Below are 22,703 nucleotides of genomic sequence, written 5' to 3' on the forward strand. Positions count from 1 at the left end.
GCGCCGTGGGAAGCACGGGACGTAGAACAGTCCCTGCGGACTGTTCTACGCCAGGCGAATCGAAGCGGCCTGCAGGCCGCGCCGTGGGAAGCACGGGACGTAGGACAGTCCCTGCGGACTGTTTCACGACTGTCGAATCGAAGCGGCCTGCAGGCCGCGCCGTGGAACCCTGCATCGGCTTGAGACACCCCTCCTGCAGGGTTCCATCGCATTGACAGCCCACGCGGCCCGACGATACCCTCAAAAGGCAGCCCGTGCAGGGTCTTTGCCGTCCCGCACAGGGCTTCGCAACACAAAGCATAATCAACGGAGACAATCCATGAAGATGAAGAAGTTGTTGCTGTGCCTGGCGATTTCTGCGGCGATTCCTCAGTTCGCCGGCGCGGCTGAACCCTTGCGCATCGGGATCCTGAACGATCAGTCGGGCCTGTATTCCGATTTCGGCGGGGTGACGTCAGTGACGGCTGCACAGATGGCCGTGAAGGATTTCGGTGGCGAGGTCCTGGGTCGCAAGATCGAAGTCGTCTCGGCCGATCACCAGAACAAGACCGACATTGCGACGTCCATCGCCCGTAAATGGTTCGACGTCGATCACGTCGAAATGATCGGCGACCTGACCAATTCCGCAGTGGCCCTGGCCGTGCAGGGGCTGGCCCAGGAAAAGGGCAAGGTCACCATCGCGTCCGGCCCGTTTTCGGCGGCCCTGACCGGCAAGGCCTGCTCTCCCACGGGGTTCCACTGGGCGTTTGACACCTACGCCTCGTCTGTCGGGACGGCCACCGGCCTGGTCAAGGAAGGCGCCAAGAACTGGTTCATCTTGGGGGCCGACTATGCCTATGGCAAACAGCTGGCAGCCGACCTGACCAAGGTCGTGGACAAGAACGGCGGCAAGGTCGTGGGCGAGGTATTCCACCCGGTGGGCACGTCCGACTTTGCGTCCTTCCTGCTGCAGGCGCAGTCATCCAAGGCGCAGGCCGTGGCACTGGCCAACGCCGGGGCCGACACCAGCAACAGCATCAAGCAGGCTGCCGAATTCGGCCTGACACAGGCTGGCCAGAAGCTGGTGGCCTTGGGCATCGTGATCAGCGACGTGCATGCGTTGGGCCTGGAAAAGGCCCAGGGGCTGGTGGCGACCACGCCTTTCTACTGGGATCGCGACGATGCCAGCCGGAAATTTTCCGCCCGGTTTGAAAAGCTCACCCAGCGCGAACCCGGCATGGTGCAGGCCAGCGTGTATTCGTCTACGCTGCACTACCTGAAGGCCGTCAAGGCCGCCGGGACGACGGACGGCAAGGTCGTGGCCGAAAAGATGCGTGAATTGCCGGTCAACGACTTCTTCGCCCACAACGGCGTGGTCCGCAAGGACGGCTGGATGGCGCACGACATGTACCTGGTTCAGGTCAAGACCCCGAAGGAATCCAAAGGGCCCTGGGACTACTACAAGATCCTGAGGACTCTGCCGGCGGATCTGGTCTCGGTGCCGCTGTCGGAAAGCGCCTGCCCGTTGGTCAAGCAAGGCTGATCGAATCCGGGCGGCATGCAGGCCGCGAGGTGGGGGCACGCAGCGTTGCCTCGCATGATCAAAAAGCAATCCGGCCCCTTTGATGAGGGGCCGGATTTTCATTGCGCCTGGTAAGGTAGGGACGGTCCGGTCGTCGCCGGGCCCCTGCTACGGATCGATCAGCTGCGCGCCTTGCGCAGCGCGTGCCGGTACAGCCATTCGCCGATGATGCCGCGCCGGAAGGTCAGCACGCAGATGACGAAGATCAGGCCGATGACGATCGTGACCGACTCGCCCAGCACCCGGAACCAGGTGATGCCGGTTTCCTGCATCAGGAAGCGGCCGATGTCGCCGACCTTGTTTTCGAGGGCCACCACGATGACGGCCCCCAGCACCGGCCCCGTCAGGGTGCCCATGCCGCCGATCAGCGTCATCAGGATCACCATGCCCGACATCTGCCAGGTGGCATCCGACAGGGTTGCCGAGACGAACACTACCGATTTGGTGGCGCCCGCCAGGCCCGACAGGGCCGCCGAGAGCACGAAGGCCAGCAGCTTGAAGCGGTCCACGTGATAGCCCAGGGACACCATGCGGGCTTCGTTTTCGCGGATGGCCTTCAGGGCCTGGCCGAAGGGCGAATGCACGGTGCGCCAGATCAGCGCATAGCCCAGCACGAAGATCACCATCACCACGTAGTACAGATTGATGTCCTGGGTGAGGTCCAGGCCCAGGATGCTGCCGCGCGGGATGCCTTGCAGGCCATCCTCGCCGCCCGTGAAGGGCGCCTGCAGGAAGTAGAAAAACAGCATCTGCGCCAGTGCCAGGGTGATCATGGCGAAGTAGATGCCGCTGCGTCGGATCGACAGGATGCCGAACACCAGGCCCAGCAGCGCGGCGCTGGCTGTACCGAACAGCAGGCCGCTGAAGGTCGGCCAGCCCCAGACGGTCAGCGCCTGGCCGCAGGCGTAGCCAGCCAGCCCCAGGAAGGCGGCATGGCCGAAGGACAGCAGGCCGGTGTAGCCCAGCAGCAGGTTGAAGGCGCAGGCGAACAGGGCATAGCACATGACCTTCATGATGAAGATCGGATAGGCGCCTATTGCCGGTAGCGCCGCGATCACCACAATGGCGACCAGGTAGGCAAGCAGTTGTCGATTCATGATTCTTTCCCGAACAGCCCCGCCGGGCGCAGCAACAGCACGATCACCATGATGATGAAGACCACGGTGCTGGAGGCTTCTGGCCAGAAGACCTTGGTGAAGCCTTCGACGACGCCCAGCCCCAGGCCAGTGATGATGGAGCCCAGGATCGAGCCCATGCCGCCGATCACCACCACGGCGAACACCACGATGATCAGGTTGGACCCCATGAGCGGAGAGACCTGCAGGATGGGGGCCGCCAGCACGCCGGCAAAGGCCGCCAGGCCTACCCCCAGCCCAAAGGTGAGCGAGATCATCAGCGGCACGTTCACGCCGAAGGCCTCGACGAGCTTGGCATTTTCAGTCCCGGCGCGCAGCAGGGCGCCCAGGTGGGTCTTTTCGATCAGGAACCAGGTCAGCAGGCAGGCCAGGATGGAGGCCACCACGACCCAGCCGCGGTAGATCGGCAGGTACATGAAGCCCAGGTTGACGCCGCCTTGCAGCAGCGCGGGCGTGGAGTAGGGCTGGCCCGAGACCCCGTAGATGCTGCGGAACAGCCCTTCGATGATCAGCGCCAGGCCGAAGGTCAGCAGCAACCCGTACAGCGGGTCCAGCTTGTACAGGTGGCGCAGCAGCAGGCGTTCGAGCAGGATGCCGAACAGCCCCACGACGATGGGCGAGAGCACCAGCATCACCCAGTAGTTCAGCCCCAGGTAGTGCAGGCCCAGCCAGGCGACGAAGGCCCCCAGCATGTAGAGCGCGCCGTGGGTGAAGTTGATGATCTGGAGCAGGCCGAAGATGATGGCCAGCCCGAGCGAGAGCACGGCGTAGAAAGAGCCGTTGACCAAGCCAAGCAGCAACTGCCCGAGCAGGGCCTGGATGGGGACACCGAAAAGTTCTGTCATAGAGCCGCAGCGAAGGGAGATGACCGGAGCGCCGGATGAGCGCATGGCCCGGCCGTTGCGGCTGGGCCATGCAGTTCAGGCGTCGAGATTAGCCCTTGAGCAGGGGGCATGTGGAGGTGGATTCCGCGCCGTAGACCGATTCGGCCGGCAGATCGCGGATGATGTTGTAGTAGTCCCAGGGTGCCTTGGACTGGTCAGGACGTTTGACCTGGGCCAGATACATGTCGTGCATGAACAGGCCATCCTTGCGGATGTAGCCGTCTTTCGCGAACATGTCGTTGATCTTGTGGGACTTCAGGTACTGCATGATGGTGTCGCCGTCATCGGTGCCTGTGGCCTTGACGGCTTGCAGGTAGTTCAGCGCGGCGGAATAGTCTGCCGCCTGCACGAAGGACGGCGCCCGGTCGAGTTTTTCAAAGAAGCGTTTGGACCAGGCGCGGGAATCGTCGGACTGGTTCCAGTACCAGGGCGTGGTCAGGTACAGCCCGGCGGTGTTGTCCAGGCCCAGAGAATGAACGTCGTTGATGAACACCAGCAGACCGGCCAGCTTCATGGTCTTGGTGATGCCGAATTCCTTGGCGGCCTTGACCGAGTTGATGAAGTCGCCGCCCGCGTTGGCCAGGCCTAGCACCTGGGCGCCGGAACTTTGGGCCTGCAGCAGGAAGGACGAGAAATCAGTCGTGGACAGGGGGGCGCGGACTTCGCCCAGGACCTTGCCGCCGTCTTTTTTCACGACTGCGGCGGTGTCCTGTTCCAGGGAATGGCCAAAGGCGTAATCGGCCGTCAGGAAGAACCAGGATTTACCGCCTTCGCGGATCACGGCGGAGCCGGTGCCGTTAGCCAGCGCCGTGGTGTTGTAGGCGTAATGCACGGTATAGGGCGTGCATTTTGCATTGGTCAGCTGGGATGAACCCGCGCCGATGGCGATGAAGGGCTTTTGCTTTTCGGCGGCCACCCCGGCCATGGCCAGTGCCGTCGCGGAGTTGGTGCCACCGATCAGCATGTCCATTTTCTGGGTATCGAACCAGTCGCGGGCGCGGGCCGAGGCGATGTCGGCCTTGTTCTGGTGGTCAGCGGTCAGCAGTTCGATCTTTTTCCCGTTGATTTCGCCCCCCATGTCGGCGATGGCCATGCGGATGGCATCCGCCCCTCCGTTGCCGTCCACATCGGCGTAGACCCCGGACATGTCGGTGATGAAGCCGATGCGAATGACGTCGTCGGACACCCCGGCGGCATGGGCGGAAAGGCCAAATCCCAGGCCGGCTACGGCGAGTGCAGCGGATAGGGTACGCAATTTCATGGGGAATCTCCTAGGAAGCCGGTTGTGCCGGCAGGTGTCATGATGAATGGGGTGTCAGACGCCCAGCAGGCTGTCGAGCGTGGATTGCTTTTCCTGCAGCTGGGCGGCGGGGAATTCCTCGACGATCTGGCCGTGTTCCATGATGTAGAAGTGATCGGCCAGCGGCGCGGCAAAGCGGAAGTTCTGCTCGACCATGACGATGGTGTAGCCCTTGGACTTCAGCGTCGTGATCATGCGTGCCAGCGCCTGCACGATCACCGGTGCCAGGCCTTCGGATATTTCGTCGAGCAGCAGCAGGTTGGCGCCGGTGCGCAGGATGCGCGCCACGGCCAGCATCTGCTGTTCGCCGCCCGACAGCCGGGTGCCCGGTGAATGGCGGCGTTCCAGCAGGTTGGGGAACATGTCGTAGATTTCGGCCAGCGACATGCCTCCGCCCAGCGTGCTGCCCACGGTGGGCGGCAGCAGCAGGTTTTCCTCGCAGGACAGCGAGGCGAAGATGCCGCGTTCCTCCGGGCAGTAGCCGATGCCCAGGTGGGCGATGCGGTAGGTGGGCAGGTGGATCGATTCGGTGCCCTGGATGCGGATCGAGCCGGTGCGCCGGCTGGTCAGGCCCAGCAGCGCGCGCAGCGTGGTGGTGCGCCCGGCGCCGTTGCGCCCCAGCAGGGTGACGACCTGGCCGGGTTCGACGCGCATGTCGACCCCGTGCAGCACGTGGGATTCGCCGTACCACGCCTGCAGGTTGGAGATTTCCAGGGCGGGCGTGCTCATGCTGCCCCCTTGGCGCCGCGCGCCGTCCCCCCGAGGGGGAATTTGCACTTAGGGCGGCCTTGCGTGCTCATGCTTGGGCTCCTTCGAGTTCGCCCTGGGTGGTGCCCATGTAGGCTTCCATGACGGCGGGGTTGTTCGAGACGGTGGCGTAGTCGCCTTCGGCCAGTACCGCCCCCCGGGCCAGGACCGTGATGCGGTCGGCAATGGAGGACACGACCTTCATGTTGTGTTCGACCATGAGAATGGTGCGACCGGCGCTGACTTGTTTGATGAGCTGGGTGACGCGGTCGACGTCTTCGTGGCCCATGCCCTGGGTGGGTTCGTCCAGCAGCATCAGGCTGGGTTCCATGGCCAGGGTGGTGGCGATTTCCAGGGCGCGTTTGCGGCCGTAGGGCAGGTTGACGGTGGTCTCGTTGGCAAAGTCGGCCAGGCCGACTTCGTCGAGCAGTTCCAGGGCGCGGGCATTCAGGTGATGCAGGCTGGTTTCGCTGCGCCAGAACTTGAAGGACAGGCCGGTGTTGCGCTGCAGGGCGATGCGTACGTTGTCCACCACGGACAGCTGCGGGAACACGGCGGAGATCTGGAAGGACCGGATGATGCCCTTGCGGGCGATTTCAGCGGGTTTGTCGCGCGTGATTTCCCGGCCGTCGAAGAAGATCTGGCCTTCGGAGGGAGTCAGGAATTTGGTGAGGAGGTTGAAGCAGGTGGTCTTGCCGGCCCCGTTGGGGCCGATCAAGGCGTGGATGTGGCCGCGCTGGACCTGCAGATTGACGGCATCGACTGCGACGAATCCCAGGAAGGTCTTGCTTAGATTGCGGGTTTCGAGAATGGTGGATTGGTCCGTGCCCATAGTGCCCAAGATGTCCTGTGTGTCCTGTCGCAGTGCAGCGCCGTTTGGTGGAATGTTTCAAGTATGAGACGGATCGGGGCCGGCCTCCATAGGGGTTTCTCAGGGTTTACCTAACGTCAAGTAAAAATGCTGCAGTGCGATAGCCTAGGCGGACGGGGTCTTGTCCGGATATTCGCACAGATCGCTGATCGGACATTGCGGACATTTGGGCTTGCGGGCCACGCAGACGTAGCGTCCATGCAGGATCAGCCAGTGGTGAGCGTCCAGCAGGTAGTCCTTCGGAATGCGCTTGAGCAGCGCCTGTTCGACGGCCAGCACGGTCTTGCCCGGCGCGATGCCGGTGCGGTTGGCGACGCGGAAGATATGCGTGTCCACGGCCATGGCAGGTTGCCGGAATGCCGTGTTCAACACGACATTGGCCGTCTTGCGGCCGACCCCTGGCAGGGCTTCCAGGTCTTCGCGGCGGTCCGGCACCTGGCCGTCGTGGCGCTCCAGCAGCAGCTCGCAGGTGCGGATCACGTTGCGAGCCTTGGTCTTGTACAGGCCGATGGTGCGGATGGCCTCCATCAGGCCGTCCACGCCCAGGGCCAGCAGGCCTTGGGGGGTGCCGTGTTCCGGGAAGAAGCGGCGCGTGGCCAGGTTGACCGAGCGGTCGGTTGCCTGCGCCGACAGCATCACGGCGATCAGCAGCTGGAAGGTGCTGCCGTATTCCAGTTCCGTCTTGGGGTGGGGGTTGGCCTCGCGCCAGCGGCGAAAGCATTCCTCGATGGCGGCACGTTTCATGAGCGTCTGGCGCGAGCCCGGGCCAAGGCCTGGGCGATGCGGTCTTGTTTGTCGTGGTCGGAAGGGGCGGTGGCCAGCGCCGGCTTGTTGGCCAGGGTGCGGGCGGCTGGCCCTGCGGATTCGGTGTGGCGGGCCAGCAGCCGCGTGGTACGCGACCGATAGCGCTGGCGGGCGGCCTGGGCGTCGTCCGCAGTCCAGTCGCGGCCGGCGGGCACCATGGAGATGCAGTCGACCGGGCAGGGGGCGACGCACAGCTCGCAGCCAGTGCAGTCGGCCTCGATGACGGTGTGCATGCTCTGGTTGGCGCCCAGAATGGCGTCCACGGGACAGGCCTGGATGCACAGCGTACAGCCGATGCAGTGTTCCTCGTCGATCAGGGCGACGCGAAAGGGCTGATGGACGCCGCAGTCCGGATCCAGCGGTCTGGCAGGACGGTTCAGCCGCTGCGACAGGGCGGCAATGGTCGGCGGCCCGCCAGGCGGACAGCGGTTGGTGTCGGCGCGGCCATCGGCCATGGCTTGCGCGTAAGGACGGCAACCGTCGAAGCCGCATTGCCCGCACTGCGTCTGCGGCAGCAGGGCGTCCAGTTCGTCAACGAGAGTAGACATGAGGGAAACGGATTGCGCTGAAAACACCGCCGCCCCGCCGCGTTCCGGGCAGGATGCGCCTGCGTTCGCGCGCTACGGGGCGGCTGCAGGCGGTGCGGTGAATCAGGCGTGGGCGCGGATGAATGCGGAGATTTTAGGACAGATCTGCGAACGCCAGCGGCGCCCGGAGAAAATCCCGTAATGGCCGCAGTCCTTGGCGGTATGGATTTCCCGCATCGATGGGGACAGGTTGGCGCACAGATGATGGGCTGCGTGGGTCTGTCCGCAGCCCGAGATGTCGTCGAGTTCGCCTTCGATGGTCAGCAGTGCGGTCTTGCGGATGGCGGCGGGTTCCACCAGCATGCCGTCGATGGTCCAGGTGCCCATGGGCAGACTGAATTCCTGGAAGACGGTGCGGATGGTGTCCAGGTAGAAACGGGCCGGCATGTCCAGCACGGCGTTGTATTCGTCGTAGAAGCGGCGGTGGGCTTCTGCGTCGTTGTCGTCGCCGCGCAGCAGGTGCAGGTAGAAATCGTAGTGGGATTTCAGGTGGCGGTCGGGGTTCATGGCAACGAATCCCGCATGCTGCAGGAAACCGGGATACACCAGGCGCCCGGCGCCGGGGTAGCGGGCCGGCACGCGGTGGATCAGGTTGTCCTCGAACCAGGCGTAGGGTTTGGTCGTGGCCAGACGGTTGACTTGCGTGGGAGATTTGCGGGTGTCGATCGGGCCGCCCATCATGATCATGCTGCGCGGCTGGCAGGGTTCGTCGGCGGCGGCCAGCAGCGAGACGGCGGCCAGCACGGGCACCGTGGGCTGGCAGACCGACATCACGTGGGTATCAGGCCCCAGATGGCGCAGGAATGTCTGGATGTAATGCACGTAGTCGTCCAGCCCGAAGGTGCCTTCGGCGGCCGGCACCATACGGGCGTCGATCCAGTCGGTGACGTAGATGTCGTGATCGGGCAGCAAGGCCCGGACAGTGTCGCGCAGCAGCGTGGCATGGTGGCCCGAGAGCGGCGCTACCAGCAGGATGCACGGGTCCTGGCGCCGGATGTCGCGACGAAAATGCACCAGGCGGCAGAACGGCTGCGCCAGCGCGATGTCTTCGGTCACGGTGATTTCGCGGCCGCCGATGGTCGTGGAAGGCAGGTTCCAGGCGGGTTTTTCGTAGTCCTTGCCCATGCGGTGCGCCAGCTCGTAGGTGGCGGCGAACTGTCGGGACAGTGGCGTGTAGGCCAGCGGGCTGTAGGGATTGGAAAACAGCTGGGATCCCGTTTCGGTGAAAGCGGTGAACGGGGCCAGGATGGAGCGTTGCAGCTCGTGAAGATCGTACAGCATGGATGAATGCGTTCCGGTGGTCTGTGATGACGCAGATCGTGCGCCTTCATATCGGGAGTCCGGACTTAAAGTACCGGTAATCGTTACGACGCGCTACAGGATTTACCCGCGTAAGGTCGATTGCCGGGTCTGGGTGTGGGATTTTACAGACAGGCCGCAGTGCGGCTGCGCCCGTGCAGGGCGCCGCACCGGGAAGGTCAGGGGCGTTCCAGGTATTTGAGTTTGCCGGCGACGCCGTTCCATTCGTCGGCGCCGTCCAGGGCCTGGATGGAACGGTTGATGGGCCCGAAGATCGGGGAAAGTTCCGCATTCAGGGGGATGTAGTCGACCTGATCCTGGGGTACGTCTTCTTCGGCGAAGATGGCGTTGGCAGGGCATTCGGGGACACAGACCGCACAGTCGATGCATTCCTCGGGGTCGATGACCAGGAAGTTGGGCCCTTCGCGGAAACAGTCCACCGGACAGACATCGACGCAGTCGGTAAATTTACATTTGATACAGTTTTCGGTGACGACGTGGGTCATGAGGGGAACTCCGGCAGCAAACAAGGGCCGATGAAGGCCAAGGGGGATTTTACCGAATTTATCCGGGACAACCCGTAGAGCCCGATACCGGGATAGGGGCGAGGCCGCGCAAGGCGATCCCGGACAGGCGGAGGCGACCATCGGCCGGAGGACTCAAGTAGTATAGAGGGGTGGCCCATCGGGGCCGACTTCCCTAGTGTTTTCTGGCCATGAGCATCCCTGCGCACACTGTATCGACCGACCCGTTTGATCCGGACTGGTTCCGCGAGGCAAGCCAGGGCCTGGATGATGACGGGGTTGTCTTGCTGCAGCAGGCGGTGGACTGGGTGCGTGAACCATTGCGCCAGGTCCGCGCCAGCACGGGGGAACTCCTGGATGCGCACTGCGCAGCCGTGGCGTTGATCCTGCGTGATCTGGGCTCGGACGCCGAGACGCGGGCGGGCGCCTTGCTGGCCGTGCAACCAGTGCCGGCGGGCGAACTCTCTCGCGCCGACCCCTTGCGCAAGGCCTTCGGCCCCGAGGTCGCCACTCTGGTGCAGGGCACGCGCGCCTTGCTGCACCTGGGGGCCGTGGCCGGGCGGGCCGGCGGCGAATCGGGGGCCGACCAAAAGGAAATGCAGCGCAAGATGCTGCTGGCCATGGCGGCCGACCTGCGCATCGTGCTGATGCGGCTGGCCTCGCGCCTGCAGTCCTTGCGCTGGTTTGCCGCGACCCGTACGCCCTGTCCGCCGGAATTCGCGCGGGAAACCATGGCGCTCTACACGCCGCTGGCCAACCGGCTGGGCATCTGGCAGCTGAAATGGGAAATGGAGGACCTGTCCTTCCGTTTCCTGCAGCCCGACACCTACAGAACCATCGCCCGCCAGCTCGAGGAAAAGCGCGCCGAGCGCGAGGCCTTCATCGAAGACGTGATGAACCGCCTGCAGGCCGCCCTGGACGATGCCGGGATCCGGGCGGACATCAGCGGCCGGCCCAAGCACATCTACAGCATCTGGAACAAGATGCGCATCAAGCATCTCGAGTTTCAGCAGCTGTTCGATCTGCGGGCGTTGCGCGTGATCGTGGCCGACGAGCGCGCCTGCTATGCGGCGCTGGCCCTGGTCCATGCCCTGTGGACCCCGGTGCCGGAGGAATTCGACGATTACATTGCGCGGCCCAAGCCCAATGGCTACAGGTCCCTGCACACCGTGGTGGCAGACGATCAGGGGCGGGCCTTCGAGGTGCAGATCCGCACCCAGGACATGCACCAGTTTGCCGAGTTCGGCATGGCGGCGCACTGGCGCTACAAAGAAGCCGGAGCCCGGGGCGGGCAGGTGACAGCGTCGGGGGAATACGATCAGAAAATCGCCTGGATGCGCCAGCTGCTGGCCTGGAAAGAAGACGGCGGGCCGGCGCCGGCACCCGAGGCGCCGCGCAGCGAACGCCATATCTATGTAATGACGCCTCAGGCCCGGGTGCTGGAATTGCCCGAAGGCGCCACCGCCGTCGATTTCGCCTATCTGCTGCATACCGATCTGGGGCACCGTTGCCGGGGTGCCCGGGTCGATGGCCAGATGGTGCCCTTGTCCACGCCCTTGCGCACCGGCCAGACGGTCGAGATCACCGCCGCCAAATCCGGGGGGCCTTCTCGGGACTGGCTCAATCCGCAGCTGGGCTATCTGGCCAGCCCGCGCGCCCGGTCGAAAGTCCGGGCCTGGTTCAATGCAGTGGAATTGCAGCAGCGCATCGCCCAGGGCCAGACACTGGTCGAAAAAGAACTGCAGCGCCTGGGCAAGACCGCCGTCAACCAGGAAAACCTGGCCCAGCAGCTGGGCTTTGCCAAGGCAGACGATCTGTACGTGGCGGCTGCCAAGGAAGAATTCAGCCTGCGTCAGATCGATCAGGTCTTTCGCGAGCCGGAATCCGAATCCGCGCTGCCTGATGCCGCCCGTGTCTATGCCAGCGATGCGGGCAGCGTGGCGCGCACCGGCAAGAGCGGGGTTCTGGTGGTCGGGGTGGATTCGCTGCTCACGCAGCTGGCCCGCTGCTGCCGTCCGGCCCCCCCGGATGCCATCGAGGGTTTCGTGACGCGGGGCCGGGGGGTCTCCATCCATCGGCAGGACTGCTCGTCCTGGGCGGCGCTGGCCCAGCGGCACCCGGAACGCTGCATCCAGGTGGCCTGGGGGGAAACCGGCCAGGCCCTGTATCCGGTGGATCTCAGCATCCATGCCCAGGACCGGCCCAATCTCCTGCGGGACCTGTCCGAGGTCTTCGCCCGCCTGCGGCTGCGGGTGGTGCGGGTGACCACCCACAGTCGGCGCTCTCTGGCGCACATGGTGTTCACGATCGAAGTGCGCGATGGCACGCAGATCCGCCAGGCGCTGGACGCCGTCAACGAACTGCCGGGCGTCCAGGCCAGCCGGCAATAGCCGCGCGGAGCGCGCCGGATGCGGCTGCAGCGGCTGCCCATCGGCCCGCGCTGTTAAAATGCCCGTTTTGGCTGGCCGTTGTGGTCCGCTGCGCCCGGTTCGGGCACCTTTGAAGCGAGTCTGGATTTGAAGCCCTATCATTTGCCGGATGCCCAGGGGCATTTCGGCCAGTTTGGCGGTTCGTTCGTGGCCGAAACCCTGGTGCACGCCCTGGATGCCCTGCAGAAGGCCTATCAGCATTACCGGGACGATCCTGAATTCCTGCGCGAATTTGCCGATGAACTGGAACATTTCGTCGGACGCCCCAGCCCGGTCTATCATGCCCGGCGCTGGTCGCAGCAGCTGGGGGGCGCTCAGATCTGGTTCAAGCGCGAAGACCTGAACCACACCGGCGCCCACAAGGTCAACAATTGCATCGGCCAGGCGCTGCTGGCCCGCCGCATGGGCAAGCCGCGCGTGATCGCGGAAACCGGCGCCGGCCAGCACGGCGTGGCGACCGCCACGGTCGCGGCCCGCTACGGCCTGGAATGCGTGGTCTACATGGGCAGCGAAGACGTGCGCCGCCAGGCTTCCAACGTCTACCGCATGAAGCTGCTGGGCGCTACGGTGGTGCCGGTGGAATCCGGTTCGCGCACCCTGAAGGACGCCCTGAACGAAGCCATGCGCGACTGGGTCACCAACGTCGAAAACACTTTCTACATCATCGGCACGGTGGCGGGTCCCCACCCGTATCCGCTGATGGTGCGCGATTTCCAGACCATCATCGGCCGGGAATGCCTGGAACAGATGCCGCGCGACGCCGGCCGTCAGCCCGACTACGTGGTAGCTTCCGTGGGCGGTGGGTCCAACGCCATCGGCATCTTCCACCCCTATATCGAACATGAATCCGTGCGCCTGATCGGCGTCGAGGCGGCGGGTGAAGGCCTGGACAGCGGTCATCACGCCGCATCCCTGAATCGCGGGGTGATCGGCGTGCTGCACGGCAACCGCACGTACCTGCTGCAGGACGCCAGCGGCCAGATCACCGAAACCCATTCCATCTCGGCCGGCCTGGACTACCCGGGCGTTGGGCCGGAACATGCCTGGCTGAAGGATTCGGGGCGGGCCCAGTACGTGGGCATCACCGACCAGGAAGCCCTTGCCGCCTTCCACAACTGCTGCCGCATCGAAGGCATCATGCCCGCGCTGGAATCTGCCCATGCCATCGCCTATGCGGCCAAACTCGCGCCCACGCTGCCCAAGGACCAGATCATCCTGGTCAACCTGTCGGGGCGCGGCGACAAAGACATGCATACCGTGGCCGAAACCAGCGGCATCGCGCTTTAGGAGCCTTTCTTGACTGCATCCAATCACCGCCTGGCCGCCACCTTTGCCGGCCTGTCGGGGGGCACGGCCCTGATCCCGTACATCACTGCCGGAGATCCTCTGGTCACGTCCACGCCTGCCCTGATGCAGGCGCTGGTGGCAGCGGGCGCCAACGTCATCGAACTGGGCGTGCCGTTTTCGGACCCGATGGCCGACGGCCCGGTCATCCAGCAGGCCGGGGAGCGCGCCATTGCGGCCGGCACCAGCCTGGCCCGGGTGCTGGACCTGGTGGCCGAATTCCGCCGTCATGACGACCACACGCCCGTCGTGCTGATGGGATATGCCAATCCCATCGAATGCATGGGTCGGGACGACTTCGTGCGGCGCGCCGCCCAGGCGGGCGTCGACGGGGTCCTGGTCGTGGACTACACCCCGGAAGAATCCGTCGATTTCGCCACCAGCCTGTCGGCGGCCGGTGTCGATCCCATCTATCTGCTGGCGCCGACCTCCACCGAGGCCCGGATGGCCGACGTTGCCCGTCTGGCCCGGGGTTATGTGTACTATGTGTCCCTGAAAGGCGTCACCGGCGCCGGCCATCTGGATACCGACGACGTCGCCCGGCACCTGGCCACCATCCGCCGCCATGTCGGCATCCCGGTCGGCGTCGGTTTCGGCATCCGGGATGCGGCCAGCGCCGCTCGGCTGGCGCAGCATGCCGATGCTGTCGTCATCGGCAGCAAACTGATTCAAATCATCGAGACGGCCTCGCGCAGCGATGGCCCCCAGGCTGCGATCGGCGCTGCGGCTGCGTGGCTGGCCGACGTCCGCCAGGCTCTCGATCACGTCCAAAAAGGTCAAGCATGAGCTGGTTCGAAAAAATTCTGCCCCCGCGCATCAACCGCCAGAGCGAATCGGCATCCAAGCGGGTGCCCGAGGGCCTGTGGGTCAAATGCCCGTCCTGCGAATCCGTCCTTTACAAGGAAGATCTGCTGGCAACCCTGAATGTCTGCCCCAAGTGCAGCCACCACATGCGGATCGGGGCGCGGGCGCGCATCAATGCGCTGCTGGACCCGGAAGGCCGCACCGAGATCGGCGGCCAGACGCGTCCCATGGATCCCCTGAAATTCAAGGATTCGCGCAGGTACCCGGAACGCGTTTCCGAGGCGACCAAACAGACCGGCGAGTCCGAAGCCATGGTCGTCATGAGCGGCACGATTCTTTCGGTCCCTGCCGTCCTGGCCTGCTTCGAGTTCGCCTTCATGGGCGGCTCGATGGGTTCGGTGGTGGGCGAACGCTTCGCTCGGGGCGTCCAGGAAGCCATCGACCGCCGCATGCCATTCATCTGCGTGTCGTCCTCCGGGGGCGCTCGCATGCAGGAATCCCTGTTTTCCCTGCTGCAGATGGCAAAAACCACCGCCATGTTGCATCAGTTGTCCGAGGCCGGCCTGCCCTTCATCAGCATCCTCACGGATCCGACCATGGGTGGCGTGTCTGCGTCCTTTGCCTTCATGGGCGACGTCGTCATGGCCGAACCCAATGCCCTGATCGGCTTTGCCGGCCCGCGCGTGATCGAACAGACCGTGCGTGAAAAATTGCCGGAAGGCTTCCAGCGGGCGGAATTCCTGCTGGCCAAAGGCGCCATCGACTGCGTCGTGGATCGCCGCGAAATGCAGACTGAACTGGCCCACCTGCTGGCGCTGTTCACCCGCCAGCCGATCGAAGTCGTCTGCAAGGCGGCCTGACACGGCTCGTCCCGGGCGGCTGCCGGCGCGGCCGCCCCTTCAGGGCAGTTCCCGCATCAATTCCGCGAATCGCGCGCCGATCCATTGCGCTGTGGCGCCCAGCGGGCGCCCCAGCGGCCAGAACATGCGCATGGGCAGGGGAGGCAGGGCCAGCGACGGGCAGGCCACCTGCCGCAGCGGGCGCGGATAGTCGTCGTAGGCGGCAATGTGTACCGGCAGGACGGCCCAGCCCAGCCTGGCTGCAACCATCCCCGCGATCGTATAGAAACTGTCGGAACGCCAGATTCTCGGGCTGTAGGCTTGGGCCTCGAGGTCTTCCGCGCACATCAGCAGCTGCCGGTGGCGCGCCAGGTCCCGCCGCCCGACGGAGTCGGATTGCAGCAGGGCGTGGCCGCTGGCCACGAAGACGCCCTGGGGCAATGTCCCAAGGTGGCGTTGATCGAAACCATCGTGCAGCGGGCCGCGCTCGAAATGGAAGGCGATATCGGCACGGCCTTGTTCGACGTATTCGGCGACTTCCGTGGCCGTGCCGTTGAGCAGGGTCAGTTCCAGTTCGGGGAAGCGTTCGGAGATCTCTCCCAGCAAGGCGTTGATCGCGGCATACGGCAGAGCCTCGTCGAATGCCAGGGCCAGCCTGGGTTCGCTGCCCTCGGCCAGGGATCGCGCCCGCTGATCCAGTTCATGCGCCTGGCGCAATAGTTCCCGGGCTTCCCGCAGCAGCAGCTGCCCAGCGTCGGACAGGGTCGCGCGGTGTCCGCTGCGGTCGAACAACGTCACCCCCAGATCGGCTTCCAGCAGGCTGACCGCCGTGCTGACGGCGGACTGCGCCTTGCCCAATTGCCGCGAGGCAGCGCTGATGGAGCCGTATTCCGCCGTGGCGACGAACTGGCGCAGTTGATCGATATTCCATTGCATGTGGCAACTTTATCGACAAATCAGATGGACATCAACTTTATGAATCCATGAATCAGAATGAAAATGGCGTTCATATCGTTGTTGTCCGTCTCAAGAGGTGTGCCGTGTTTCTACGCCCCTGGTTATGCCTGCTGGCGGCGGTGGCCGTCGAAGTCGCCGGCGTCACCGTCATGAAGCATGTTTCGCTGTCCGGTTCCCCGTTTGCCTGGCTGCTCATGTACGTCATGATCGGCCTGTCATTCGTGTTCCTGGCTCCGGCTGTCAAATACCTGCCCCTGGCCTTGGCCTACGCGGTGTGGGAAAGCCTGGGACTGATCTGCGTCACGCTGATCGGCCTGCGGTATTTCGGCGAAACCCTGGATCCGTTCAAACTGCTGGGCCTGGGCGCACTGCTGGCCGGCGTGGTGCTGGTCAACCTGGGCGCGTCTGATGGGCCCGGTGAATGCCCCAGCGGTGCTTGCGCGATCCCGGAGCCTTGATCCATGCAGAACGCCGGATTCATCCATTACGCCTTCATGGCGGCGGCCATTGTGCTGGAAGTGGCCGCCAATGTCCTCATCAAGTATTCCGACGGATTTCGTCGGCGCAGGTACGGCTTGCTTGGCATCGCCAGCATCCTGATGTCGTTCACCGCGCTGTCGCAGGCGATCAAGGGCATCGATCTGTCCATCGCCTATGCCTTGTGGGGGGGCATGGGGATTTTTCTGACCGCTGTGTCCGGCCTGCTGCTGTTCCGGCAGCGGCTGAGCCGTCTGGGCTGGCTGGGCATCGCCAGCATCGTGTTCGGCGTGCTTCTGCTGAAGCTCTCACATTGAAGGATTGAACGCAAAAAAGCCCGGCGTCTTTTCAGAGGCCGGGCTGCGCCGGTCGCCCCTGTCGGGAGCGATCGGCCGCACTGTCATCAGTGCGTGGTTTCCACCTGCTGCAGGGGTTCCGCCTGCGTCGTGGCGACGGCCTTGCGGGCACGGCCCAGGGGCTTGGGCGGTGCGACGGGTTCGGCCGGCGCAGTCCCTGCCCGGGTTTCGATGAGCTGCATTCCCGCGGAACGCAGGGATTCGTCGATGGGCGGCAGGACGATCGGGTGGCTGCTGTCGGAGGTTTGAACCGGTTCCGGTGCAAGCACAGATGCCGGCTCGGCGGCTGTTTGCACCTGCGCCATGGGCTCAGGCTCGGGCTCGACGACCGGTGCTGGCGTTACGACTTCGGTGACAGCCGGGGCGTCGAAGGTGTCGTCGGTCGGTGCGGCCGCTACGTCGACGGGATCGGCCGGTTCGGCTTGCGGCGCGGGAGCCGGGGCCGTATCGCCTGCGTCCGGTGCGCTGGCCTGCTCGGCAGCGCCCAGGGCCTCGGGGTCGAAGCGCGGCGTTTCGTGCGTTTCGAGATCGCTGGCGCTGGATTCAGCCGCGTCCAGCGATTCGGTGTCGGTCGTGGATTCCACGCCTTCGCCGGTGCGACGACCGCGACGGCCGCGACGGCGGCGGCGCTTGCGTTCCGGGTCCGGGCTGTCCAGGCCGGTATCGCCTTCGATGTCCACGGCCGGGCCGGCTACGGGGCTGGCGTCGGTGTCGATGGGCGTCTGGGCGATGATCTGTTCATCGTCCTGGGCCAGGGCAGGCGCCGGGAATTCCGCAATCGGGGCGGCTGCGACGGCTGCCGCTGTTGCGGTCAGTTCCACGGCCTCGCCTGCGACCTGGTCCTGGGCGTCTTCGGCACGGCTGCGGCCCCGGCCTCGACGGCTGCGGCTGCGACGCGGTTCCACCGAGTCTTGCATGGCATCGGCGGCGGGGATGGCGGGCTTTGCCGTCTGGGCTGCGCGGTCGTCCGAATTGCGTTCGCGGCGCTGTGCAGAGCGGCTGTCGGCGGATTTTTCCGTGCGCTCGACGCGATCCTGGGATTCTGCCTTTTCAGCGCGGCTGTTGCGTTCGCCGCGGCCGTTGGAACGGGATTCCGAGCGGCGGCCGTTGTGGCGGCTGGCGCCATTGCGGCGACGGCTGTCGTCTTCGCGGCGGGCGGGGTTGGACGGAGCGGATTCCGCAGGAGCGGCCGTTTGAGTGCCCGAGCCGGTGAACCAGGACAGGATGCGCTTGAACAGGCCGCCCGCGTCGGCAGCGGGGGCCGGCGTCGGGGCAGCGGCCTTGGCCGGGCGTTCGACATGGTGCGGCGCCGGTTGGGCGGGCTGGATGCCCTTGACCAGGGCTTCGGGGCGCGATTTGGCTTCCTGGTCCTTATTGGGTTGCCAGACGACCTTGTCTTCCGGTTCCTGGACCAGTTCGAAGCTGGTCTTGGTTTCGTCCAGGCGCGGATCATCGTGGCGCAGTCGTTCGATGTGATGATGCGGCGTTTCCAGGGACTTGTTGGGGATCAGGACCAGGTTGACCTTCAGGCGCGATTCGATCTGGCTGATGTCGTGGCGTTTCTCGTTCAGCAGGAAGGTGGCGACGTCCACCGGCACTTGGGCGTGCAGGGCGGCAGTGCCTTCTTTCATGGCTTCTTCCTGCAGCAGGCGCAGCACGTGCAGGGCGCTGGATTCCGCGTCGCGGATGACGCCGGTGCCGGTGCAGCGCGGGCAGGTGACGTGCGAGCCTTCGTTCAGGGCGGGGCGCAGGCGCTGACGGGACAGTTCCATCAGGCCGAAGCGGGAAATCTTGCCCATCTGGACGCGCGCCCGATCGAAGTGCAAGGCATCGCGCAGGCGCTGTTCGACGGCCCGCTGGTTCTTGCTTTCTTCCATGTCGATGAAGTCGATCACGATCAGGCCGCCCAGGTCGCGCAGGCGCAACTGGCGGGCGACTTCGTCGGCCGCTTCCGCGTTGGTGCGCAGGGCGGTTTCCTCGATGTCGGCACCCCGGGTGGAGCGCGCCGAGTTCACGTCCACGGCCACCAGGGCCTCGGTGTGATCGATGACGATGGCGCCGCCCGAAGGCAGCGTCACCGTGCGCGAGTACGCGGTCTCGATCTGGTGTTCGATCTGGAAGCGGGAGAACAGCGGCACGTCGTCGCGGTAGCGTTTCACGCGATTGACGTTGTCGGGCATGACCACGCTCATGAAGGCCAGGGCCTGATCGTGGATGTCGTCCGTGTCGATCAGGATTTCGCCGATTTCGGGCGAGAAATAATCGCGGATGGCACGGATGACCAGGCTGGATTCCAGGTAGATCAGGATCGGAGCCTTGTTTTCGCGCGCGGCGCCGTCGATGGCGGTCCAGAGCTGCAGCAGGTAGTTCAGGTCCCACTGCAGTTCTTCGACGCTGCGGCCGATGCCGGCCGTGCGGGCGATCATGCTCATGCCGGCCGGGATGTCCAGCTGGTCCATGGTGTCGCGCAGTTCCTGGCGGTCTTCGCCTTCCACGCGACGCGAGACGCCGCCGCCGCGCGGGTTGTTGGGCATCAGGACCAGATAGCGGCCCGCCAGCGAGATGAAGGTCGTCAGGGCCGCGCCTTTGTTGCCGCGCTCTTCCTTTTCGACCTGGATGATGAGTTCCTGGCCTTCGGTCAGGGCGTCCTGGATGCGCGCCGTGCGCACGTCCACGCCTTCCTTGAAGTAAGTGCGGGCAACTTCCTTGAAGGGCAGGAAGCCGTGGCGTTCTTCACCGTAGCTGACGAAGCAGGCTTCGAGGCCCGGTTCGATGCGAGTGATGACACCTTTGTAGATGTTGCCTTTGCGCTGTTCGCGCCCGGCAGTTTCAATGTCCAGATCGATGAGTTTCTGGCCATCGACAATAGCGACGCGTAGTTCTTCTTGGTGCGTCGCATTGAACAGCATGCGTTTCATGAGTGGGTTTCTCCGTTGTCAGGGTGCGCCGGATTCGGCGCACGACCACGGGTCACTCGGTGTGCATAGCGGCAGTCTGCGTGGAGGTGGCTGCGGACGAAATCAGGCCGCGCCAGTCTCCGGTAAGAGTGGCACGGCGCGCTGGTGGGCGCGAGGTTCTGGCAGCAGGGAGGTCAAGGGCACGGTCGTGGTTGACGAAAAGTTGCTGGGAACGGCGGACGCGCGAAACGCGGCGTCCGGTGCGGAAGAGCGAGCAGAAACCTGCGGCGTCGCACGCGGCTTGTCGATTGCCCTGCCCGATGTGCGGGGCAGGGAAACCGGGACAGGGCCGGCGACCAAGGACCCAGAAACCGAAACCCAGGCAGTACAATGATGTCCCTGCAGCCCGGCGGAGCGCATGCCTTGCGTCTCTACGTCTGGCGGTTTTCGGCCTCTATAGGCTGCTGTGATTATATGCCGCTTTTCCCTATGCGCAAAATAGATATGTCTCCCGAACGCCGTCCGGCCGTCCGCCAGGTGGTGGTGGATAGCGAATCGGCGGGCCAGCGGCTGGACAATTTTTTGCTGCGCCTGAACAAGGGCGTGCCCAAAAGCCATCTGTACAAGGCCATCCGCGATGGACAGGTGCGCATCAACAAGGGGCGCTGCCGCGCCGACACGCGGGTGCAGGTCGGCGACCTGGTGCGCATCCCGCCGCTGCGGCTGCCCGATCCCGCCGCGCGGCCGGCTGCGCCTCCGGCTACGTTTCCCGTGCTGTACGAAGACGCCCATCTGCTGGTCATCGACAAACCGGCGGGGGTGGCCGTGCATGGCGGCAGCGGCGTGTCCTTTGGCGTCATCGAACAGCTGCGGGCCGCCCGCCCGGACGAACGCCTGTTGGAACTGGCCCACCGGCTGGACCGGGAAACGTCCGGTGTGCTGATGATCGCCCGCAGCCGCAAGGCCCTGGTGGCCCTGCACGACATGATGCGCAACAGCCAAGGGCGCAAGCACTATCTGGCCCTGGTGGTGGGCGACTGGGTCAATGATCGCCAGCGCATCCGTCTGCCGCTGCTGAAATACCTGACCCCCGGGGGCGAGCGCCGCGTGCGGGTCGATCCCCTGGGCAAGCCTGCACATACCATCATCACCCTGAAACACCGCTATGGTGGCGCCTGGTCGCTGCTGGGCGCCGAATTGCGCACCGGGCGCACGCATCAGATCCGGGTGCATCTGGCTTCTCAGGGCCATCCCATCGCGGGCGACGAGAAATACGGGCCGGACGCAATTCGCGCGGCCCTCTTTGCCCAGGGCTTCCGGCGCATGTTCCTGCATGCCCATCGGCTGGAGATTCCCCATCCGGTGACGGGCGAACTTCTGGTGCTGGAAGCACCGTTGCCGCCGGCATGCCAGGCCGTGCTGGATCGGCTGGATTCGATGCAATGACTCTTTTGGACGACATGACACAGAACGCTCCCCTGGCGGCGCCGGCACCCGCCGGTTCGATTGCCGGCGCCACCCGTGCGGCCTACCGGGCCGTGATCTTCGACTGGGACGGCACGCTGCTGGATTCCACGCACCACATCGTCGGCGCCCTGATCGGCGCCTGTCGCGACCTGGGCCTGCGCGAACCCACCCGGGAACAGGCCGGCTGGGTCATCGGGCTATCCCTGCAGTCGGCCCTGTATCAGCTGGTCCCAGAGCTGCGGGCTGACCAGGCCGATGCCTTTGCCGAACGCTACAAGGCTCATTTCATGCATCTGCTGGACGACATGCACCTGTTCGACGGGCAGGCCCAGCTGTTGCGCGACCTGCACGCCCAGGGCGTGGTGCTGGCAGTCGCCACCGGCAAAAGCCGCCGAGGGCTGGATACGTCCATCGACCGCCTGGGCCTGCAGGGCCTGTTCCAGGCTACCCGTACCGTGGACGAGGCCCGGGGCAAACCCGATCCCGACATGCTGGAACAGCTGCTGGCCGAACTGGATCTGAGTCCCGGATCCGCACTGATGGTCGGCGACACCACGCACGACGTCCTCATGGCCAAGGCCGCCGGTATCGACAGTCTGGCCGTGTCCTACGGTGCGCACCGGGCGTCCTTGCTGGAATCCGCCCAGCCGACGGCGCTGGTCGGCACGGTGCCCGGCATGCAGGCCTGGATCCGGGCGCGGGTGGCCTGATCAGCTGGCCAGAAACAGGAACAGCGTCGGTTTCTTGTCGAAATCCGGCGCCCCCGTCTTGCGCCACTGGGCGACTGTCCGGGTCAGGATGGATTCGTCCGCGCAGGTCAGCGAACTGGCCACGCACACGCGTGTCGTGTCCCGCAGCGTTTGCAGCAGCGCATCGAACATCGCCTTGTTGCGATAGGGCGTTTCAATCAGGATTTGCGTCTGCTGTTGTTTGTGCGACACGGATTCCCAGGCCCGCAACTGCGCGTCGCGTTCATGCGCCTTGACCGGCGCGTAGCCATGAAAGGCGAAACGCTGCCCTTGCAGGCCGCTGGCCATCAGCCCCAGCATGATCGACGACGGCCCTGTCCAGGGCAGTACCCGCAGGCCGCGCGCATGCGCCTGGGCCACCACCAGCGCCCCGGGGTCCGCCACCGCCGGGCAGCCCGCTTCGGACACCAGACCCAGATCCTGGTCGGCGGGTACGGCATCCAGCCAGCTGCGGATGTCCTGCGGCGTGCTGTCGGCCTTCAGGGTGTGGATCGTGATGTCCTGCAGCGGGACCTGGGTGCCGATCAGTTTCAGGAATGCCCGCGCGGACTTGGCGTTCTCGGCGACGAAGTAGCGCAGCTGCGTAGTGATCTCTCGGGCGGCCTGGGGCAGCCAGCGATCCGGGGCGGATTCGCCCAATCCGACGGGAATGAGATGCAGGATGGTCATGG

At 65.1% G+C, this 22,703-nt stretch carries 21 protein-coding genes; 9 read left to right on the plus strand and 12 right to left on the minus strand.

Annotated elements, in window-relative coordinates; genetic code table 11:
- Nucleotides 1-319 precede the first annotated feature (319 nt).
- The gene (locus VDP74_RS08920) at nt 320-1,522 is read left to right on the plus strand and encodes an ABC transporter substrate-binding protein (protein WP_322999279.1); all 1,203 of its coding nucleotides are present in this window, start codon (nt 320-322) and stop codon (nt 1,520-1,522) included.
- A gap of 158 nt (nt 1,523-1,680) precedes the next feature.
- Here the strand turns inward: VDP74_RS08920 and VDP74_RS08925 are convergent, their stop codons facing one another.
- The 9 genes from VDP74_RS08925 to fdxA all read right to left on the minus strand — a co-directional run bounded on the left by VDP74_RS08925 (nt 1,681) and on the right by fdxA (nt 9,695).
- On the minus strand, nt 1,681-2,658 hold the full coding sequence (locus VDP74_RS08925) for a branched-chain amino acid ABC transporter permease (protein WP_322999280.1): 978 nt from the start codon (nt 2,656-2,658) through the stop codon (nt 1,681-1,683).
- Entirely contained in the window at nt 2,655-3,542 is an 888-nt protein-coding gene (locus tag VDP74_RS08930) for a branched-chain amino acid ABC transporter permease (protein WP_322999281.1), read from the minus strand. The genes VDP74_RS08925 and VDP74_RS08930 overlap by 4 nt, the downstream gene beginning before the upstream one ends.
- An 88-nt stretch (nt 3,543-3,630) precedes the next feature.
- Nucleotides 3,631-4,842, minus strand: a complete 1,212-nt coding sequence (locus tag VDP74_RS08935) for an ABC transporter substrate-binding protein (protein ID WP_322999282.1) — start codon at nt 4,840-4,842, stop codon at nt 3,631-3,633.
- Nucleotides 4,843-4,896: 54 nt separating this feature from the next.
- On the minus strand, nt 4,897-5,610 hold the full coding sequence (locus tag VDP74_RS08940) for an ABC transporter ATP-binding protein (protein WP_322999283.1): 714 nt from the start codon (nt 5,608-5,610) through the stop codon (nt 4,897-4,899).
- Nucleotides 5,611-5,677: 67 nt separating this feature from the next.
- Nucleotides 5,678-6,460 (minus strand): ABC transporter ATP-binding protein, encoded by a 783-nt coding sequence (locus tag VDP74_RS08945; protein WP_322999284.1) that lies wholly within the window; start codon nt 6,458-6,460, stop codon nt 5,678-5,680.
- 144 nt (nt 6,461-6,604) lie between these two features.
- Nucleotides 6,605-7,243, minus strand: a complete 639-nt coding sequence (gene nth / locus VDP74_RS08950) for an endonuclease III (protein ID WP_322999285.1) — start codon at nt 7,241-7,243, stop codon at nt 6,605-6,607.
- Complete coding sequence (locus tag VDP74_RS08955) at nt 7,240-7,851, minus strand: RnfABCDGE type electron transport complex subunit B (RefSeq protein WP_322999286.1); 612 nt, start codon at nt 7,849-7,851, stop codon at nt 7,240-7,242. Before VDP74_RS08955 ends, nth begins: the two co-directional genes overlap by 4 nt.
- A 102-nt stretch (nt 7,852-7,953) precedes the next feature.
- Nucleotides 7,954-9,171, minus strand: a complete 1,218-nt coding sequence (locus tag VDP74_RS08960) for a polyhydroxyalkanoate depolymerase (protein WP_322999287.1) — start codon at nt 9,169-9,171, stop codon at nt 7,954-7,956.
- Between the two features lie 197 nt (nt 9,172-9,368).
- A complete protein-coding gene (fdxA, locus tag VDP74_RS08965; protein ID WP_322999288.1) occupies nt 9,369-9,695 on the minus strand; it encodes a ferredoxin FdxA in 327 nt (108 codons plus the stop codon).
- 209 nt (nt 9,696-9,904) lie between these two features.
- On the opposite strand from fdxA, the gene VDP74_RS08970 reads away from it, so the two are divergent.
- The 4 genes from VDP74_RS08970 to accD all read left to right on the plus strand — a co-directional run bounded on the left by VDP74_RS08970 (nt 9,905) and on the right by accD (nt 15,150).
- Nucleotides 9,905-12,103: a bifunctional (p)ppGpp synthetase/guanosine-3',5'-bis(diphosphate) 3'-pyrophosphohydrolase gene (locus VDP74_RS08970; RefSeq protein WP_322999289.1), complete on the plus strand. Its 2,199-nt coding sequence runs from the start codon at nt 9,905-9,907 to the stop codon at nt 12,101-12,103.
- Nucleotides 12,104-12,229: 126 nt separating this feature from the next.
- Nucleotides 12,230-13,429, plus strand: coding sequence for a tryptophan synthase subunit beta (gene trpB, locus VDP74_RS08975; protein WP_322999290.1), 1,200 nt, complete (start codon nt 12,230-12,232; stop codon nt 13,427-13,429).
- Nucleotides 13,430-13,438: 9 nt separating this feature from the next.
- A complete protein-coding gene (gene trpA, locus VDP74_RS08980) occupies nt 13,439-14,272 on the plus strand; it encodes a tryptophan synthase subunit alpha (protein WP_322999291.1) in 834 nt (277 codons plus the stop codon).
- Nucleotides 14,269-15,150 (plus strand): acetyl-CoA carboxylase, carboxyltransferase subunit beta, encoded by an 882-nt coding sequence (gene accD, locus VDP74_RS08985; RefSeq protein ID WP_322999292.1) that lies wholly within the window; start codon nt 14,269-14,271, stop codon nt 15,148-15,150. The genes trpA and accD overlap by 4 nt, the downstream gene beginning before the upstream one ends.
- A gap of 39 nt (nt 15,151-15,189) precedes the next feature.
- On the opposite strand, the gene VDP74_RS08990 is transcribed toward accD, so the two are convergent.
- On the minus strand, nt 15,190-16,065 hold the full coding sequence (locus VDP74_RS08990; protein ID WP_322999293.1) for a LysR family transcriptional regulator: 876 nt from the start codon (nt 16,063-16,065) through the stop codon (nt 15,190-15,192).
- A 104-nt stretch (nt 16,066-16,169) separates the two neighbouring features.
- Here VDP74_RS08990 and VDP74_RS08995 point away from each other — a divergent pair, with 104 nt between their 5' ends.
- A complete protein-coding gene (locus VDP74_RS08995; protein ID WP_322999294.1) occupies nt 16,170-16,544 on the plus strand; it encodes an SMR family transporter in 375 nt (124 codons plus the stop codon).
- 3 nt (nt 16,545-16,547) lie between these two features.
- Nucleotides 16,548-16,880: a multidrug/spermidine efflux SMR transporter subunit MdtI gene (gene mdtI, locus VDP74_RS09000; RefSeq protein ID WP_322999295.1), complete on the plus strand. Its 333-nt coding sequence runs from the start codon at nt 16,548-16,550 to the stop codon at nt 16,878-16,880.
- An 86-nt stretch (nt 16,881-16,966) separates the two neighbouring features.
- Here mdtI and VDP74_RS09005 read toward each other — a convergent pair whose 3' ends face one another.
- A complete protein-coding gene (locus VDP74_RS09005) occupies nt 16,967-19,837 on the minus strand; it encodes an Rne/Rng family ribonuclease (RefSeq protein WP_322999296.1) in 2,871 nt (956 codons plus the stop codon).
- A gap of 468 nt (nt 19,838-20,305) precedes the next feature.
- On the opposite strand from VDP74_RS09005, the gene VDP74_RS09010 reads away from it, so the two are divergent.
- Complete coding sequence (locus VDP74_RS09010; protein WP_416232959.1) at nt 20,306-21,262, plus strand: RluA family pseudouridine synthase; 957 nt, start codon at nt 20,306-20,308, stop codon at nt 21,260-21,262.
- Nucleotides 21,259-21,993, plus strand: a complete 735-nt coding sequence (locus VDP74_RS09015) for an HAD-IA family hydrolase (RefSeq protein ID WP_322999298.1) — start codon at nt 21,259-21,261, stop codon at nt 21,991-21,993. The genes VDP74_RS09010 and VDP74_RS09015 overlap by 4 nt, the downstream gene beginning before the upstream one ends.
- Here the strand turns inward: VDP74_RS09015 and VDP74_RS09020 are convergent, their stop codons facing one another.
- Complete coding sequence (locus VDP74_RS09020) at nt 21,994-22,701, minus strand: SAM-dependent methyltransferase (protein WP_322999299.1); 708 nt, start codon at nt 22,699-22,701, stop codon at nt 21,994-21,996. It lies immediately after the preceding gene.
- Nucleotides 22,702-22,703 lie beyond the last annotated feature (2 nt).

This window comes from Castellaniella sp. (genome assembly GCF_034674885.1).
GTDB lineage: Bacteria > Pseudomonadota > Gammaproteobacteria > Burkholderiales > Burkholderiaceae_B > Castellaniella.

Excerpts from the sequence above, each read along its gene's own strand:
- VDP74_RS09020 (WP_322999299.1), bottom strand. The coding sequence starts at position 22,701 with ATGACCATCCTGCATCTCATTCCCGTCGGATTGGGCGAATCCGCCCCG.
- VDP74_RS09005 (WP_322999296.1), bottom strand. The coding sequence starts at position 19,837 with ATGAAACGCATGCTGTTCAATGCGACGCACCAAGAAGAACTACGCGTC.
- VDP74_RS08940 (WP_322999283.1), bottom strand. The coding sequence starts at position 5,610 with ATGAGCACGCCCGCCCTGGAAATCTCCAACCTGCAGGCGTGGTACGGC.
- VDP74_RS08960 (WP_322999287.1), bottom strand. The coding sequence starts at position 9,171 with ATGCTGTACGATCTTCACGAGCTGCAACGCTCCATCCTGGCCCCGTTC.
- VDP74_RS09015 (WP_322999298.1), top strand. The coding sequence starts at position 21,259 with ATGACTCTTTTGGACGACATGACACAGAACGCTCCCCTGGCGGCGCCG.
- VDP74_RS09010 (WP_416232959.1), top strand. The coding sequence starts at position 20,306 with ATGCGCAAAATAGATATGTCTCCCGAACGCCGTCCGGCCGTCCGCCAG.
- VDP74_RS08970 (WP_322999289.1), top strand. The coding sequence starts at position 9,905 with ATGAGCATCCCTGCGCACACTGTATCGACCGACCCGTTTGATCCGGAC.
- accD (WP_322999292.1), top strand. The coding sequence starts at position 14,269 with ATGAGCTGGTTCGAAAAAATTCTGCCCCCGCGCATCAACCGCCAGAGC.
- VDP74_RS08945 (WP_322999284.1), bottom strand. The coding sequence starts at position 6,460 with ATGGGCACGGACCAATCCACCATTCTCGAAACCCGCAATCTAAGCAAG.
- fdxA (WP_322999288.1), bottom strand. The coding sequence starts at position 9,695 with ATGACCCACGTCGTCACCGAAAACTGTATCAAATGTAAATTTACCGAC.
- VDP74_RS08925 (WP_322999280.1), bottom strand. The coding sequence starts at position 2,658 with ATGAATCGACAACTGCTTGCCTACCTGGTCGCCATTGTGGTGATCGCG.
- VDP74_RS08990 (WP_322999293.1), bottom strand. The coding sequence starts at position 16,065 with ATGCAATGGAATATCGATCAACTGCGCCAGTTCGTCGCCACGGCGGAA.
- mdtI (WP_322999295.1), top strand. The coding sequence starts at position 16,548 with ATGCAGAACGCCGGATTCATCCATTACGCCTTCATGGCGGCGGCCATT.
- VDP74_RS08920 (WP_322999279.1), top strand. The coding sequence starts at position 320 with ATGAAGATGAAGAAGTTGTTGCTGTGCCTGGCGATTTCTGCGGCGATT.
- VDP74_RS08935 (WP_322999282.1), bottom strand. The coding sequence starts at position 4,842 with ATGAAATTGCGTACCCTATCCGCTGCACTCGCCGTAGCCGGCCTGGGA.
- nth (WP_322999285.1), bottom strand. The coding sequence starts at position 7,243 with ATGAAACGTGCCGCCATCGAGGAATGCTTTCGCCGCTGGCGCGAGGCC.
- VDP74_RS08955 (WP_322999286.1), bottom strand. The coding sequence starts at position 7,851 with ATGTCTACTCTCGTTGACGAACTGGACGCCCTGCTGCCGCAGACGCAG.
- VDP74_RS08930 (WP_322999281.1), bottom strand. The coding sequence starts at position 3,542 with ATGACAGAACTTTTCGGTGTCCCCATCCAGGCCCTGCTCGGGCAGTTG.